16 protein-coding genes and 1 pseudogene are annotated in these 15,927 nt (G+C 66.4%); 14 read left to right on the top strand and 3 right to left on the bottom strand.

Features of this window, described 5'->3' with window-relative positions:
* Positions 1-6: 6 nt before the first annotated feature.
* Positions 7-339: a cupin domain-containing protein gene (locus BFF94_RS15400; protein ID WP_128851474.1), complete on the top strand. Its 333-nt coding sequence runs from the start codon at positions 7-9 to the stop codon at positions 337-339.
* A gap of 157 nt (positions 340-496) precedes the next feature.
* Here the strand turns inward: BFF94_RS15400 and BFF94_RS15395 are convergent, their stop codons facing one another.
* The gene (locus BFF94_RS15395) at positions 497-796 is read right to left on the bottom strand and encodes an H-NS histone family protein (protein WP_128851471.1); all 300 of its coding nucleotides are present in this window, start codon (positions 794-796) and stop codon (positions 497-499) included.
* Positions 797-1,014: 218 nt separating this feature from the next.
* Here BFF94_RS15395 and BFF94_RS15390 point away from each other — a divergent pair, with 218 nt between their 5' ends.
* From BFF94_RS15390 to BFF94_RS15380, 3 genes are all read left to right on the top strand, one after another.
* On the top strand, positions 1,015-1,503 hold the full coding sequence (locus tag BFF94_RS15390; protein WP_128851581.1) for a RidA family protein: 489 nt from the start codon (positions 1,015-1,017) through the stop codon (positions 1,501-1,503).
* 104 nt (positions 1,504-1,607) lie between these two features.
* Positions 1,608-2,660 (top strand): ankyrin repeat domain-containing protein, encoded by a 1,053-nt coding sequence (locus tag BFF94_RS15385; protein WP_219139516.1) that lies wholly within the window; start codon positions 1,608-1,610, stop codon positions 2,658-2,660.
* Positions 2,661-3,081: 421 nt separating this feature from the next.
* The gene (locus BFF94_RS15380) at positions 3,082-3,333 is read left to right on the top strand and encodes a hypothetical protein (protein ID WP_128851578.1); all 252 of its coding nucleotides are present in this window, start codon (positions 3,082-3,084) and stop codon (positions 3,331-3,333) included.
* Positions 3,334-3,386: 53 nt separating this feature from the next.
* Here BFF94_RS15380 and BFF94_RS15375 read toward each other — a convergent pair whose 3' ends face one another.
* The gene (locus tag BFF94_RS15375) at positions 3,387-4,571 is read right to left on the bottom strand and encodes a histidinol-phosphate transaminase (protein WP_246637321.1); all 1,185 of its coding nucleotides are present in this window, start codon (positions 4,569-4,571) and stop codon (positions 3,387-3,389) included.
* 365 nt (positions 4,572-4,936) lie between these two features.
* On the opposite strand from BFF94_RS15375, the gene BFF94_RS15370 reads away from it, so the two are divergent.
* The 5 genes from BFF94_RS15370 (at position 4,937) to BFF94_RS15350 (ending at position 10,419) form a co-directional block, all read left to right on the top strand.
* Positions 4,937-6,028 (top strand): helix-turn-helix transcriptional regulator, encoded by a 1,092-nt coding sequence (locus tag BFF94_RS15370; protein ID WP_219139515.1) that lies wholly within the window; start codon positions 4,937-4,939, stop codon positions 6,026-6,028.
* 448 nt (positions 6,029-6,476) lie between these two features.
* Positions 6,477-7,463 (top strand): TRAP transporter substrate-binding protein, encoded by a 987-nt coding sequence (locus tag BFF94_RS15365; protein WP_128851462.1) that lies wholly within the window; start codon positions 6,477-6,479, stop codon positions 7,461-7,463.
* A complete protein-coding gene (locus tag BFF94_RS15360; RefSeq protein WP_128851460.1) occupies positions 7,460-8,032 on the top strand; it encodes a TRAP transporter small permease in 573 nt (190 codons plus the stop codon). The genes BFF94_RS15365 and BFF94_RS15360 overlap by 4 nt, the downstream gene beginning before the upstream one ends.
* Positions 8,033-8,036: 4 nt before the next feature.
* The gene (locus BFF94_RS15355; protein WP_128851457.1) at positions 8,037-9,389 is read left to right on the top strand and encodes a TRAP transporter large permease; all 1,353 of its coding nucleotides are present in this window, start codon (positions 8,037-8,039) and stop codon (positions 9,387-9,389) included.
* A gap of 205 nt (positions 9,390-9,594) precedes the next feature.
* Entirely contained in the window at positions 9,595-10,419 is an 825-nt protein-coding gene (locus BFF94_RS15350) for an alpha/beta fold hydrolase (RefSeq protein WP_128851454.1), read from the top strand.
* Between the two features lie 28 nt (positions 10,420-10,447).
* On the opposite strand, the pseudogene BFF94_RS15345 reads toward BFF94_RS15350, so the two are convergent.
* Positions 10,448-10,621, bottom strand: a pseudogene (locus BFF94_RS15345) (MFS transporter); the annotation flags it as partial.
* A gap of 309 nt (positions 10,622-10,930) precedes the next feature.
* Here BFF94_RS15345 and BFF94_RS15340 point away from each other — a divergent pair.
* The 5 genes from BFF94_RS15340 to BFF94_RS15320 all read left to right on the top strand — a co-directional run bounded on the left by BFF94_RS15340 (position 10,931) and on the right by BFF94_RS15320 (position 15,890).
* Positions 10,931-11,893, top strand: coding sequence for an ABC transporter substrate-binding protein (locus BFF94_RS15340; RefSeq protein ID WP_128851452.1), 963 nt, complete (start codon positions 10,931-10,933; stop codon positions 11,891-11,893).
* 61 nt (positions 11,894-11,954) lie between these two features.
* Positions 11,955-13,469 (top strand): sugar ABC transporter ATP-binding protein, encoded by a 1,515-nt coding sequence (locus BFF94_RS15335; protein ID WP_128851449.1) that lies wholly within the window; start codon positions 11,955-11,957, stop codon positions 13,467-13,469.
* Positions 13,466-14,506 carry an ABC transporter permease gene (locus tag BFF94_RS15330; RefSeq protein WP_219139514.1) on the top strand — a complete coding sequence of 347 codons (1,041 nt, stop codon included), beginning with the start codon at positions 13,466-13,468 and terminating at the stop codon, positions 14,504-14,506. The genes BFF94_RS15335 and BFF94_RS15330 overlap by 4 nt, the downstream gene beginning before the upstream one ends.
* Entirely contained in the window at positions 14,503-15,591 is a 1,089-nt protein-coding gene (yjfF, locus tag BFF94_RS15325) for a galactofuranose ABC transporter, permease protein YjfF (RefSeq protein ID WP_219139513.1), read from the top strand. Before BFF94_RS15330 ends, yjfF begins: the two co-directional genes overlap by 4 nt.
* A 29-nt stretch (positions 15,592-15,620) precedes the next feature.
* Positions 15,621-15,890, top strand: a complete 270-nt coding sequence (locus BFF94_RS15320; protein ID WP_128842155.1) for a hypothetical protein — start codon at positions 15,621-15,623, stop codon at positions 15,888-15,890.
* Positions 15,891-15,927: the final 37 nt, after the last annotated feature.

Genomic DNA, 15,927 nt, shown 5'->3' with positions numbered 1-15,927 from the left:
CGAGCCATGCAGCTTCAAACCGGTAACCTGTTCAACGTCGAAGGCCAACGTGGCGGCGACGAGCGTATCGACATCCTCGTCACGGGGCAGCGTTTGAACGTCGAGCGGATCGTGTCGATGGGACACGCGAGTCCCGACGGGTTCTGGTACGACGATTCGCGCGCCGAATGGGTCGTGTTGCTGTCGGGGGCGGCCGTGCTCGAATTCGACGAGGGTTCGACGCGGCACGATATGCGTCCCGGCGACTACGTGCTGATTGAACCGCATTGCCGCCATCGCGTCGCGTGGACGCACGAAAAAGAGCAAACCGTCTGGCTTGCTATCTATTACGAACGCTGAAGAAAGTATTGGCGCGCGACGGCCGATTAGTCGGCGGCGCCGCGCACCGAATAAGACAAAACTTCATCAACCCGGAGCGGTCTTTGAATACCGCCGGTATCAATGCCCACATCGCCGGACAGCGCGCTGTACCGCGCGCCGGTGCGCGTCGGGAATCTTATTCCTGGATCAGGAATCGATTGCGATTCTTCGCATCCTTGATCCATGCGGGCGCGCGACCGCGGCCGGACCAGGTCGCACCGGTCTTCGGATCGCGATACTTCGCCTGCACGGGGGCCGCCGCTTGCTTGGCCGGCCGACCTCGGCGTGTGCCGAAGATGTCTTTTTCGGTAATTCCGAATTCCGCGACTTTGGTGCGGATGTCGTCGACGATCGCCTGGAATTCAGCGGCACGCGCTGCTTCGGCTTTCTCGGCCAAAGCGTCCATTTGGGCCTTCAGTTCCTTGTAAGTCGCCATATATCGCTCTTCAGGTTGTGTACACATATGATAGCGGTTTCAACAGGAAATGATGGAGAAAATCTCGCGGACTACGAATTCGACCGTCGATATGGCCATGCAGCACTGCTTCGAACACCTGAAAAGTGTGTCGCCTGCATCGCTCTCGACAGTTCTTCTCCTTCAGGACAGGCTCAATTATTCTTTATCTTTTTTCAGAAGGATCGGGGAATTCACTGATGAACAGGGACGATAAGCTGAGACAGGTCGCGGCCGAATTCGAATTCGATCCGGACGAGGAAATCAGGATCGGCGGAAAGTACACGCCCGTCCTGGTCGACGGGAGCACGGCCTACCTTTCCGGCCAGATTCCGCGAGTAGGGGACGTCGTGCGCTTCGTCGGCGTCGTGGGCGAATCCGTTTCGCTGGACGACGGTCGCCGTGCGGCCGGCATATCGGCGCTGCGTGCGCTGTCGCTGATTCGCAAGCACTGCGGCACGCTCGACGCGATCGCGACGGTTCCGCGCATCACCGTGTATGTGCGGAGCGCGCCCGGCTTCACGATGCAAAGCGAAGTGGCCGACGGCGCCTCCGACGTCCTGTATGCGGTGCTCGGCGACGCCGGCGTTCATACGCGTTCGTCGGTCGGCGTGCTGCAATTGCCCAAGGGCGCTTCGGTGGAAGCCGACTTCATTTTCGGGCTGAACCGCGGCTATGCCGGTAGCTGATGCAGTTGATGCGTCGGCGCGCGGAATCTCGCGGGTGTGAAGCTTCGCGAAACATTCAGGAAGCCGACGCATGATGCGTATTCCCGCGATGCCGGAGACTTGCAATGCCGAAAGCAAAAAAGAAACTGCTGCCGAAGGACTTCGAGACCTTGCTCGACGAAGGGGATCTCGCGAAGCTGCAGGCGGTGTTCGATACCTGCGACGTGAATGCGCGCGGCGGAATCAGCAAGCGGACCGCACTGTCGTTCGATCGTTGTCCCGATGAGCTTGCGCGCTGGCTCGTCGCGCAGGGCGCGGACGTTGGCGCGGCCGACGCGTACGGCAATACCGCGCTGCACGTTCGCGCCCGCAGCCGGCGCAGCCGCTTCGACGTGCTGTTCGAACTGGGCGCGGACGTGCACGACGACGGTGCGTCGATCGGCACCGCGCTGCACGCGGCGGCCGACTCGCGCCATGCGCTGTCCGCCCGCCTGCTGCTCGAGCACGGCGCGCGCGTCGACGCACTGGACCGCGACGGGCAGACGCCGCTCGAGCGCGCGCTGCGCACCTGCGGCAATGCGGATCTGGAGCACATGGTGGCGCTCGCCGACGTATTGCTCGACGCCGGCGCGGCGAAAACGCCGCGCATGCAAACCAGCGTCACCGAGATCGGCGAGCGTTTCGAGTTCATGCGCGAGCGCTTCAATCCGGAAGCCGTCGACGCGGCGAGCGCCGCGCTGGACCGGCTCTACGCACTGTTCGACGTGCCGCCGGTGCCGCGCCGTCAACTGCACGACGGCCGGTCGCCGATCGTCGTCGGCGCCGGCACTTGGCAGGCGCAGCATCAGGCATTGTGGACGCAACTGGTGCCGGGGACGGGGCATGCGGCGACGGTGCAGGGCGAAGTCATCCGGATCTCGGGCCGCATTGCGCATGAGCTCGATCACAACGGCGGCTGCAACTGGGATTCGGGCTTCCGGAAGATGGCCGATGCGTTCGCGGCATTCATGCGCATCGGCACGTCGCTGCCGGCGGCCGATTTGTCGGACCTGGAAGCCGTCGTGCAAGACGTGAAGCGCCAATCCGGCGACGCGGCGCAACTGTGCCGGTTCGCGGTCGAATGGGTGCGTCTGAACCCCGATCCGCTCGAACTCGGGCCGCCGTCTTATCGGCGCTAGCCACGCACCGTCGTGCACGCAGCAAATCCTCGCGTCGGATCTGCGCGGCAGCAGCGCACCGGCTGCATAACATTCAAATTGCGCCGGCGGCCATCCACGTGCCTGCCGGCCATGCCAGCCCCTCCGTCATTTCCGGAAACCGCCGCTTCGTCAATATCGGCCGGCATCCCCACTTTTGGGGATGCCTTCGCCGGACGGTACGCCTACGATTGACGGCAGGGCGCCGGGAACCGGTTGCAATCATTACAAGCTGACAGGTCTGCCATTCCGTGTCGAATTCTGCCAATGTCCACGCAGTTTACTGACACAGCTTCTGCATACGATGACGATCGACGGGTACGGTGCGTTGTTTGCATCGCGGCACGATCGCGTGTTGATGACGGAAGGCCTGGTGTCGTATTTCGGGGGAATTTCAATCAATATGCTGGCACGAGACTATGTGGAACGAGAGCTCTCTCACATACAGAGAATGGTGGCTCTCCTGGGCAGCGAGACGATCGCTGACGATGTGTCGATGTCGGGCGCGGGGCGCGTCAGGCACCCGAGTTACTGGCGAGGGCGGATCGAGGAACTGCTGTCGACGCCCGATGTGCCGCGTCACGTCAGGAAGCTCAGCGAAGCGGTGCTCGCGAAGATCGACGAGATGGAATCGCGGTTTGCGACAATGAAGTAAGCGCATCGTCGGATACCGCGCCGACACGCGTTCCATCGCGTCGTGCCCGTTGCTTACCCGGGCGCCATCACGTCAAGCAGGGCCGCGCGAAACGCGGCCATCTCCGCCGCGGTGCCGATGGATACGCGAAGGTATGCCGGCGGCCCGGATTCGCGAATCAGGACCCCGTGGCGCAGGAGCCCGCTCCATATCCGGTGGCGATCCGCAAACTCGCCGAACATCACGAAGTTGGCGTCCGAATCGGCCACTGCGAGCCCCAGGCTGCGCAGCCAGCAAACGGTTGCGTCGCGCTCGGTCTTGATCGCTTCAACCTGCGACAGCATCTCGTCACGCGCGACCAGTGCCGCGCACGCAGCCGCCTGGGTGAAAGCGGACAGGTGATACGGCAGTCGAACCAGCTTCAGCGCCGCCACGATCGCCGGCGCACACGCGCAATACCCGACGCGGCCGCCCGCGAACTTGAACGCCTTGCTCAATGTGCGGGTGACGATCAGCCGCGGATGGTCGGGCAGCAGCGTTACCGCGCTGCGGACCCCGTGGCGCCGGAACTCCGCATAGGCTTCGTCGACGACGACCACGCCCGGCGCGATGTCGAGTATCGCGCGGATGTCGTCGACAGGCAGTGCGGTCCCGGTCGGATTGTTCGGCGAAGTGAGCAGGATCACGCTCGGCCGATGCGCGCGGATGCTGTCGAGCGCCTGATCCAGATCCAGCGCGAAATCGTCGGTGCGCGGCAACGTATGCAGGCGCGTGAAGGTCGTCCGGCAGTATTCGTCATACATCGGATACGCGGGCGTAAAGGCCAGCGCCGAACGCCCCGGGCCGCCGAAGGCCTGGAGAATCTGCTGGATCACTTCGTTCGAGCCGTTGGCTGCCCAGACGCTCGACGCGTCGACCGATACGCCGGTGTCGTGCGTCAGGTAGGCGGCCAGATGGGCTCGCAGTTCGGCAAAGTCGCGGTCGGGATAGCGGTTCGCCGCGCGCGCCGCGTCGGCCACCGCGGCCGCGATGCGCTCGACGAGCGTGGGCGACGGCGGATAGGGATTCTCGTTGACGTTCAGGCAAATCGGCACGTCGAGCTGCGGCGCCCCGTACGCGTGCTGCGACCTGAGATCTTCCCTGAGCGGCAAATCCGACAAGGAGACTTCTTTCCAGGGTGGTTGCATTGAAAGCACTCCGTACGTTATCGATGGATCCGATGGATCGGCGCAGCAGGTTTTTAATGCGGCAGAAAACAAAAAAGGCGCCGGAGGCGCCTTGGTTGTCGTCTTGATCGGGAAAGGTCCCGATGCAATGACTAGATGCGAAACGAACCACGGCGCAACAGAGGGCGTCCGTGGTGATGGTGCAGCGAGGTCGTGATGTTTCGGATCTTCATGCGCCGCATCATGGCATACCCTGACCCGGATGAAAAGCCGGCCACGTCACCCTGGGCGCCGACGTCGATTGCGCTTCCGTGTCGAGAATGGCCATTACGTCTGACGAGAAACGGTAACAAACGTGGTTTTTCAATCAAACGCGCACCGGTAATTTGAACGATGCCGCCGATTGAGTAAGATTCGCAAAAGACGTTCGACAAAAACGCACGGCGCGGGGTAGCCAGATGCAACTGAACGGATTGATCCCATCGGCATGGGTCGATGACGTCTACGCCGCGGCACTGGGCGACCAACGATGGGAAACGGTGCTGCACGGGCTGCGATCGTCGGTCGGCGTGCGCATGGTCACGCTGCTGTCATTCGACGAGGTGGCGAGGGTGCCGGCGATCGAGCAGGCGGCGGGCGACGACGCGTCATGGGTCGCCGCGTGCTACCGCACCTACAACACCGAGTTCTACCGGTACGATCCCGTCGTGCCGATTGCCGGCAACTGGCCGGCAGGCCGCTGGTTCGAGGACGTCAAGCACCTGTCCGCGCAACAGCGCACGCACGGCTTGTTCTATCAGGAATTCCTGCGTCCTTACGGGCTCGGCAGCATCTCGGGCCTGTATATCCATCGTGACGAGGGCGCCGGCGCATTCCTCAGCGTACAGGGCGGCCCCGAATCGCAAGGTCTTTCCGACGATCAGCGCCGCACGATCGAAATCATGGGCGCGCACATCAGCCGCGCACTGCGGATCCAGGCACGCATCGGCGAACTCGAAGCGCGCGTGGCCGCCGCGGAATCGGCGCTCGATGCGATTCCGGTGCCGGTGTTCCTGCTCGGCGCGCAACGCGAACTGCGCTATACGAATCGCGCGGCCGATCGGCTGATCGCGGCGGAACCGGCGCTGCGGGTCGTGAACGGGCGTTTCGCGCCGGAAGGCTACGTCGACGATGCGCAATGGCGGCACGCGTTCACGCGCGGCGGGTTGCTGCTGCGGCGTACGACGGGCGAACCGCTGCCGCTGGCGCTGATGCTGGTTCCGGAGCAGTCGCGCCTCGCGCGCGAGCGGTCCGGCGTCGCGGCGCTGATGACGGCCGCCGACCTGCGTTCGCCGTCGGCCCGCGCGCAGCGGCTGCGCGTGTTCTACGGGCTGTCGTTGGCCGAAGCCGATCTGGCCGTGCTGCTGTGCTGCGACGGGCGGTCGCCGCAGGAATGCGCGGCGCTGCGCGGCGTGTCGATCGGCACGGTCCGCACGCAGATCAAATCGATCTATGCGAAGACGGAAGTGGCGCGCGCGGCGCAACTGACGTCGCTGGTCATGCAGACCTGACGGCGCGGCAAGCGCCGGCGCGCGCACGAATTTTCCGTCGTCCCTTCCCGGTTCCGCCGCAGCCTGCACGCGCCTGAGGTGTCGCGCCCATAAACCACACTTTGTAGTCAGTCATCCTATAACGATGGCAAGCAAAACGAAAGTCGGCTTTCCTGCGCCAGGGGGAAGCAGCCACGCGGCGGCGCGGTCTGAATACGGATCTGCATCTGGAAAACGTTTCTCTGAGATTCACCTAAACAGAGAACGCGATTCCCTGAATTGTGCCGAAAACCCGCAGTGGCAGCGATTGTAGGGGTATGCACCAAGTGAGTTAAACGATTAACCGACGTACATTCGCTCAACACGTCATACGACGTATGACTCTGCGGTTCAGGGGAGTGCATCGCCGACGAACGCGCATGCCGACGGATCGCCGCATAACAACGATCGACCATCAAGGAGACTCACCATGAAACACCGATTCACCGGCTCCCGTACCGCGCTCGCCGTCGCGCTGCTGGCTGGCTTCGCGATGTCCGCGCAGGCGCGGGTATTCCGCTCGGCGGACGTGCATGGCGACAACTTCCCGACCAACATGGCCGTGAAGTTCATGGGCGACGAGCTGTCGAAGCAGACGGGCGGCAAGGATTCGATCAAGGTGTTCGGCAACAGCGCGCTCGGCTCCGAGAAGGACACGGTCGACCAGGTCCGGATCGGCGCGATCGACATGGCGCGCGTGAACGGCGCGTCGTTCAACGAGATCGTGCCGGAATCGCTGATCCCGTCGCTCCCGTTCCTGTTCCGCGACGTCGACCATTTCCGCAAGGCGATGTACGGCCCGGCCGGCCAGAAGATCCTCGACGCGTTCACCGCGAAGGGGATGATCGCGCTGACGTTCTACGAGAGCGGCGCGCGCTCGATCTACGCGAAGCGCCCGGTGCGCTCGCCGGCCGACATGAAGGGGCTGAAGGTGCGCGTGCAACCGTCCGACCTGATGGTCGACGAGATCAGGGCGATGGGCGGCACGCCGACGCCGATGCCGTTCGCCGAGGTGTACACGGGCCTGAAGACGGGCCTCGTCGACGCGGCGGAAAACAACCTGCCGTCGTACGAGGAAACCAAGCACTTCGAAGTGGCGCCCGATTACTCGGAGACGCAGCACGCGATGACGCCGGAAGTGCTGGTGTTCTCGAAGAAGATCTGGGACACGCTGTCGCCGCAGGAGCAGGCGGCGATCAGGAAGGCGGCGGCCGATTCGGTGCCGTACTACCAGAAGCTGTGGACCGCGCGCGAGGCGTCCGCGCAGCAGACGGTGACGAAGGGCGGCGCGAAGATCCTGCCGGCCGCGCAGATCGACCGCGCGGCGTTCGTGAAGGCGATGCAGCCACTGTGGGCGAAGTACGAGAAGACGCCGCAGATGAAGCAGATCGTCGACGAGATCGAGGCGACCAAGTGACACGTCGCACTTCCCTGAACAGCGCGGCGGCCGCGGGTTCGCCGGCGGCCGACCCGGACGGCGCGGCGCCGGCGCGGCCGCACGCCGCGCCGTTCCTGCACTGCGTGAACGACGTGCTGTTCCGCGTGCTGGCCGTGATCGCGTCGGCCTGTCTCGCGACGCTCACGGTGCTGGTGTTCTATGCGGTCGTGATGCGCTACGTGTTCGAGAACGCGCCGGATTTCGTCGAGCCGATCGCGCTCTTGCTCGTGATCGTGATCGCGATGTTCGGCGCGGCGATGAAGGTACGCGACGGCGGCCATATCGGCCTCGATTCGCTCGTGCGCCGGCTGCCGCCGAACGCGCGCACCGTGGTGATCGCGATCCAGCACCTGAGCCTGATCGTGTTCGCGATCATGATCATGGCGGGCTGCGGCAGCATGGCCGCGGAAACGATAGGCGACCGCATCCCGATCATCGGGCTGCCCGAAGGCGTGCGCTACCTGATCACGATGCCCGCGGCGATCGCGATCGTCCTCTTCTCGCTCGAGCACCTGCTCGCGCTTCGTCGTCCCTCGTCGAAACAATAACGCCATGGAACTCGCGATCCTGTCCGTCAGTTTTCTGATTTTCCTCGTGCTCGGCGTGCCCGTGTCGTTCGCGCTCGGGATAGCCTGCGTGCTGACCTATATGGTCGAAGGCCTGCCGATCGCAACCGCGATGCAGGCCATGATTTCGGGGATGAACGCGTTCTCGTTCCTCGCGGTGCCGTTCTTCATCTTCTCCGGCGAGTTGATGCTGCACGGCGGCATCGCGGACCGGATCCTGCGCTTCGCGCAGGCGAGCGTCGGCCATTTCCGCGGCGGCCTCGGGATGGCGAACGTCGTCGCGTGCACGCTGTTCGGCGGCGTGTCGGGCTCGCCGACCGCCGATACGTCGGCGATGGGCGGCGTGGTGATCCCGCTGATGAAGCGCGAAGGCTACAGCGCCGCGTACGCGGTCAACGTGACGACGCATGCGTCGCTCGCCGGCGCGCTGATGCCGACGTCGACCAACATGATCATCTACGCGTTCGCCGCGCAGGGGATCACAGGGATGCTGCACGGCCAGCCGGTGAGCGGCGTGTCGATCGGCGACCTGCTGTTCTCGGGGCTGCTGCCGGTGTTGTGGGTGATGGGCTTCGTGCTCGCCGCCGCGTACTGGCAGGCCGTGCGTCACGGCTATCCGCGCCGCGCGGACGGCTCGTCCGCGCTGCCCGCGTTTCCCGGCTGGTATGCGGTGCTGCGCAGCTTCGTCGGCGCGGTGCCGGGGCTGATGGTGATCGCGATCATCCTCGTATGCGTCGCGAAGGGGATTGCGACCGCGACGGAAGCGGCCGCGATCGCCGTCGTGTACTCGCTCGTGCTGACCGCGATCGTCTACCGGACGCTGACGCTCGAGAAGCTGCGCCGCGCGCTGTCGCATGCGGCGCGCACGACGGGCGTCGTGCTGCTGCTGATCGCGGTGTCCAACATGCTGCGCTTCCAGATGTCGTACCTGGAGATTCCGGATGCGATCGAAGGGCTGCTGAAGCAGTCGACCGCCGCGCCGTGGCTGATGCTGCTGTACATCAACATCATCCAGGTGTTCCTCGGCACGTTCGTCGACATGGCGGCGCACATCCTGATCACGACGCCGCTGTTCCTGCCGATCGCGATGGCGTGCGGCGTCGGGCCGGTGCAGTTCGGGATCATGCTGCTGCTGAACTGCTCGCTCGGTCTCGTGCACCCGCCGATCGGGTCGGTGCAGTTCGTCGGATGCGCGATCGGCAACGTGTCGATCGGCGAGACCACGAAGATGGCGTGGCCGTACTATCTCGCGATCTTCAGTGCGATCAACGTCGTCACGTACCTGCCGTTCTTCTCGACCTGGCTGCCGAGCCTGATCAGCGGGCACGCGGTGTTCTGATCGTCGCGACGCACTTCGCGCTGCGCGGGATCGTGTCGCGGCCGCTCGCGAACGGATGCGCTGCGTCGCAAACCGGGCGGCGATTTGTCGTCTGCATCGTCGCCGACCTGTGCGATGATGCGCGGCGTCGCGTTTTTTGCAACGCGCCACTGACGCAGCGCCTGCTTGCGGGCGGCTGCCGATCGTCGTCATACCCGGAGACCCGATGCCCACTCGAATCGTTCAAGGCAGTACCCTGCATTACCAGGACCACGGCGCCGGGTTTCCGGTGCTGCTCGGGCACAGCTATCTGTGGGACGCGGCGATGTGGGCGCCGCAGATCGACGCGCTGTCGAGCCGGTATCGCGTGATCGTGCCGGACCTGTGGGGGCATGGCGCATCGGGCGCATTGCCGGAAGGCACGCACACGCTCGACGATCTCGCCGCACAGGCGAGTGCGCTGCTCGACGCGCTGGAGATCGAGCAGTGCGCGGTCGTCGGGCTCAGCGTCGGCGGCATGTGGGGCGCGCGGCTCGCGTTGCGCGAACCGCAGCGCGTGCGCTCGCTCGTGCTGATGGATGCGTCGCTCGAGGCCGAGCCCGCTGCGACGCGCCTGCGCTACTTCGGGCTGCTCGATGCGATCGCCGCCGCGGGCTGCATCGCGCCGCCGCTGCTCGATGCGATCGTGCCGCTGTTCTTCCGGCCGGATGTCAATCTGGCGGACCCGGTGCCGATGGCGTTTCGCGATGCGCTGGCGAACCTGCCCGCCGACCGGCTGCGGCAATCGATCGTCCCGCTCGGCCGCTTGATCTTCGGTCGGCCGGACACGCTCGCGGCGCTCGCGGAACTCGACGCCGAACACACGCTGCTGATGTGCGGCGCGGGCGACATGGCGCGCCCGCCATCGGAAACGGTGAAGATGGCGAGCGTGATCGGCTGCCGCCACGCGCTGGTGCCGGACGCCGGCCATATCTCGAACCTGGAGAACGCTGCGTTCGTCACGCGTGCGCTGCTCGACTGGTTCGACGAACAACAGCTCGCCACGCGCTGACACACCGGCGCGCGATGCCGGCGGCGGGCGCCGTGCCGCGGTACTCGCCGCCGGTGGAGAAACCCTGCACGAGGCGCGCGACGAGCAGCCGCATAGGCGCCATGATGCCGATCGATGCGTAGCTCGGGATCAGGCCGCTCGCGAACGTGCCGGCGGCCATCATGATCATCGTCGCGGCGCGCACGCGCTGCAACCCTGCTTTTTTCTCCTGTCCGTTCGTGCCATCGGCCACCACCACGGGGTGCGAGCAGCCTTTCCGGTGCGGGGGCAAGAACCGTGCGCCGCGCCCGCCGGGCCTCTCCGCGTGTTTAGGTGTTTATACGTATGCCGATTCCGATATCGCCCCAATCCAATATTTCATTGGAAGGTTATCGGACTTGTTCCTAGACTGATGCGGGGCCTGCAGACCGGGCCGGCTGGACACGCCGGCCCGCGCAGCCCCGACCCGCGCCAGCGCCATGCAGAAACAGAACAGCGCAGCGACATACAACGACATCATCGGAGACGGACCATGACATTCATCAGGAAGCTGGCGGCCGGTGCGATCGTCGCTGCGGCGACGGTACTGGCGCCGGGCGCGCACGCACAGCAAAAGCCGATCACGCTCGGGTTCTCGCAGGTGGGCGCCGAAAGCGCGTGGCGCACCGCGAACACCGTGTCGGTGAAGGGCGCGGCGAAGGACGCCGGCATCAACCTGAAGTTCTCGGACGCGCAGCAGAAGCAGGAGAACCAGATCCGCGCGATCCGCTCGTTCATCGCGCAGAAGGTCGACGTGATCGCGTTCTCGCCGGTCGTCGAATCGGGCTGGGAGCCGGTGCTGACCGAGGCGAAGGCCGCGCACATCCCGGTGATCCTGACCGACCGCGCGGTCGACGTGAAGGACCCGTCGCTGTACGTGACGATGATCGGTTCGGACTTCCTCGAGGAAGGGCGGCGCGCGGGCCACTGGATGGAAGAGCATTACAAGAACGACGCGGGCCCGATCAACATCGTCGAGCTGCAGGGCACGGTCGGTTCGGCGCCGGCCAACGATCGCCGCGCGGGCCTGCTCGAAGTGATCAAGAGCAATCCGAAATTCAAGGTGATCGCGTCGCAGAGCGGCGACTTCACGCTCGCCGGCGGCAAGCAGGTGATGGAAGCGTTCGCGAAGACCTACGGCAAGCAGATCAACGTCGTCTACGCGCACAACGACGACATGGCGCTCGGCGCGATCCAGGCGATGGAAGAGGCCGGGATCAAGCCGGGCAAGGACGTGAGCGTCGTGTCGTTCGATGCGACGAAGGGCGGCTTCCAGGCGATGGTCGCCGGCAAGATCAACGTCGACGTCGAATGCAGCCCGCTGCTCGGCCCGCAGCTGATGAGCGCGGTGAAGGACGTCGTCGCCGGCAAGCCGCTGCCCAAGCGCATCGTCACGAACGAGACGGTGTTCCCGATGAACGTCGCGGCGCAGGTGATGCCGACCCGCAAGTACTGACCTGTGCGCACGAGCGGCGGCGTCGCGCCGCCGTCCGCGCAACCGTTTCGAGGGAAGCTTCATGACGAATCCGCCGGTGGTCGAGATGATCGGCATCGACAAGTCGTTTCCGGGCGTCAGCGCGCTGCAGCGCGTGAGCTTCCGGCTGTTTCCGGGCGAGATCCACGCGCTGATGGGCCAGAACGGCGCGGGCAAGTCGACGCTGATCAACGTGCTCACCGGCGTGCATGCGCACGACGCGGGCGAGATTCGTGTCGGCGGCCGGCCCGTGCACTTCGCCGCGCCGCGTGAAGCCGAGGCGGCCGGGATCCAGACGCTCTACCAGGAAGTGAACCTGTGCGCGAACCTGTCGGTCGCCGAGAACATCTTCGCGGGCCGGCAGCCGATGCGGCGCGGCGCGATCGACTGGAACACGATCCATGCGCGCTCGCGCGCGGCGCTGGCCGAACTCGACCTGTCGCTCGACGTCACGCGCTCGCTCGACGCGTATCCGATCGCGGTGCAGCAGATGGTCGCGATCGCGCGGGCCGTTTCGGTCGACGCGCGCGTGCTGATTCTCGACGAGCCGACGTCGAGCCTCGACGACGGCGAGGTCGCACGGCTGTTCGACGTGCTGCGCCGGCTGAAGGCGTCGGGCATCGCGATCCTGTTCGTCACGCACTTTCTCGAGCAGACCTATGCGGTGTCCGACCGGATCACCGTGATGCGCAACGGCGAGCGCGAAGGCGAATACCTGGCGCGCGACCTGCCGGTCGATGTGCTGGTCGCGAAGATGACCGGCCGCGAACGGATGTCCGACACGCTGCAGGCGGGCGCGGCGGCCGTCGAGCCCGCCGCTGGCGACGCCGCGCCGTTCCTGTCGATGCAGCAGGTCGGCCGGCGCGGGATGATGGGCGCGCTCGATCTCGACGTGCGGCCCGGCGAAATCGTCGGGCTCGCCGGGCTGCTCGGCTCGGGGCGCACCGAAACCGCGCGGCTCGCGTTCGCCGCGGAGCGCTCGGATACCGGCGCGATCGAGATCGACGGCGCGCGCAAGCGATTGGCGTCGCCGCACGATGCGGTCCGGCACGGGATCGCCTACTGCCCCGAAGACCGCAAGAAGGAAGGCATCGTCGCCGCGCTGTCGATCCGCGAGAACATCATCCTCGCGCTGCAGGCGCGGCGCGGCTGGTGGCGGCTGATCGGGCGCGCGCGCCAGCGCGAGATCGCCGACACGTACATCGCGCGGCTCGGCATCAAGGCGCGCGACGCGGAGCAGCCGATCGGCCTGCTGTCGGGCGGCAACCAGCAGAAGGTGCTGCTCGCGCGCTGGCTCGCGACGGACCCGAAGCTGCTGATTCTCGACGAGCCGACGCGCGGCATCGACGTCGCCGCGAAGTTCGACATCATGGAGCGCGTGCTCGCGCTGTGCGCGACCGGGCTTGCGATCCTGTTCATCTCGTCGGAGATCGGCGAGGTCGTGCGCGTGAGTCACCGGATCGCGGTGCTGCGCGACCGGCGCAAGGTGGCCGAACTGACCGGCGCCGATGCGTCGGAGGAGCAGGTTTACCGGCTGATCGCGGGAGGCCAGTCATGATGCGGCTGCGCGCACTGTTTCGTCATTCGCTCGCGTGGCCGGTGCTGACGCTCGCGCTGCTGTTCGCGCTCGACGTCGCGCATCGTCCCGGCTTCCTGTCGATCGCGCTGCTCGACGGCCACCTGTTCGGCGCGCCGATCGACATCCTGAACCGCGCGGCGCCGCTCGTGATCGTGTCGCTCGGGATGACGCTCGTGATCGCGACGCGCGGGATCGACATCTCGGTCGGCGCGATCGTCGCGATCGCAGGCGCTGCCGCGGCGATCGTGCTCGATGCGGACCCGTCGCGGGTCGGCACGGCGCTCGCCGCCGCGCTCGGCGTCGGGCTGCTGGCGGGCGCGTGGAACGGCCTGCTGGTCGCGTTCGTCGGGATGCAGCCGATCATCGCGACGCTGATCCTGATGGTGGCCGGCCGCGGCGTCGCGCAACTGCTGACGGGCGGCCAGATCATCCCAATCGGCGCGCCGGGCTACCTCGCGCTCGGCGGCGGCTATCTCGCGACGGTGCCGTGCTCGGTGTGGATCGCGCTCGCGACGATCGCCGCGACCGCGCTGCTGGTGAACCGCACGGCACTCGGGCTGTTCATCCGCGCGATCGGCGTGAATCCGGTCGCGACCCGGCTCGTCGGGCTGCGCTCGGGCGCGGTCGTGTTCGGCGTGTATCTGTGTTCCGGCGTGATGTCGGCGCTCGCGGGCGTCCTCGCGAGCTCGAACGTGCGCAGCGCCGACGGCAACAACGCGGGGCTGCTGCTCGAACTCGACGCGATCCTCGCGGTGACGCTCGGCGGCACGTCGCTGCTCGGCGGCCGCTTCAGCCTGGCCGGCTCGGTGCTCGGCGCGCTGATCATCCAGACGCTCACCTACACGACCTATTCGATCGGCGTGCCGCCGGAGGCGACGCTCGTCGTCAAGGCGGTCGTCGTGATCGTCGTGACGCTGATCCAGTCGGACGCGGCGCGTGCGCTGGTCGTCCGGCACGCGTCGCGGCTGTGGCCTTCCGCGCGTTCGCGCGCCACTTCCGGAGCGACGCCTCGATGAACCGTTTCCTTGGCCGGCTCGCCGACCCGCGCACGCTGCCGATCGTCGTGACGATCGTGTTGTTCGCCGCGCTGTTCGGCTTCGGATCCGTGATGTACACGGGCTTCTTCTCGATGCAGGTGCTCACCGGGCTCTTCGTCGACAACGCATTCCTGCTGATCGTCGCGATCGGGATGACGTTCGTGATCGTGTCGGGCGGCATCGACCTGTCGGTCGGCTCGGTCGTTGCGCTGACAACGATCTTCTGCGCGGTCGGCGCCGAGCGGCTGCACTGGCCCGTGTGGGTGATCGTGCCGCTGGTGCTCGCGTTCGGCGCGCTGTACGGCGCGGCGATGGGCGCGCTGATCCATTATTTCCGGCTGCAGCCGTTCATCGTCACGCTGGCCGGGATGTTTCTCGCGCGCGGCGCGTGCTTCCTGATCACGACGCAATCGATCACGATCAACGAGCCGACGTTTCATGCGATCGCGGGCATCAGCGTGCCGCTCGGCGGCGGCACGCTGAGCGCGGGCGCGCTGATCGCGCTCGCGACGCTGGCCGTCGCGATCTACGTCGCGCATTTCACGCGCTTCGGCCGCAACGCCTATGCGATCGGCGGCAACGAGCGTTCGGCGCTGCTGATGGGGCTGCCGGTCGCGCGCACGAAGATCGGCGTCTACGCGCTGAGCGGGCTGTGTTCGGCGCTCGGCGGCGTGGTGTTCACGCTGTACGTGCTGTCGGGCTACGGGCTGCAGGCGCAAGGGATGGAACTCGACGCGATCGCCGCGACCGTGATCGGCGGCACGCTGCTCACGGGCGGCGTCGGCTACGTGGTCGGCTCGGTGTTCGGCGTCGGCATCCTCGGCACGATCCAGGTGCTGATCACGTTCGATGGCACGTTGAGTTCGTGGTGGACGCGGATCGTGATCGGCGCGCTGCTGTGCGTGTTCTGCGTGCTGCAGCGGATCATCGAACGGCACGCGACACGGCGGCGCACGGGCGGCACCGGGCTCGGCGCGCGGCCGCCGAAGCGCGACGCCGCGCGCGTGCGGCCGGCGCCGCCCGAAGAGGACGCGGCGCTGGTATCGACGATGCGGCGGCTATAGAGCGCCGGCCGTTTCACGAGGGCAACAGCATGAAGCGCAATGACGTAACGGCGGGCGGTGTCGACTTGTTTGCCGTCGAGGCGGGACGCCGGCCGATGCTCGACCTGAGCGACACGCGCGACTGCCGGATCGTGGCCGACGCGCTGCGCGTGCTGCTGCGCGAACGTTCGGAGGCGCTGGCATTCGCGCTGCGCGTGGCCGACGAGCACGGCCGCCCGCGTCCGGATCCCGGCGATTTCGGGCTGACCGACATCATTCGTCTTGCCCGGGCCGTCGAGCGGGGCGATCGGCAGCGATAGCGAATCGCGGTCGAACGACGCACGGGGCAGCGTGCCG

Source organism: Burkholderia catarinensis, assembly GCF_001883705.2.
Classification (GTDB): Bacteria; Pseudomonadota; Gammaproteobacteria; order Burkholderiales; family Burkholderiaceae; genus Burkholderia; species Burkholderia catarinensis.
This window is presented reverse-complemented; position numbering and strand designations above follow the sequence as displayed.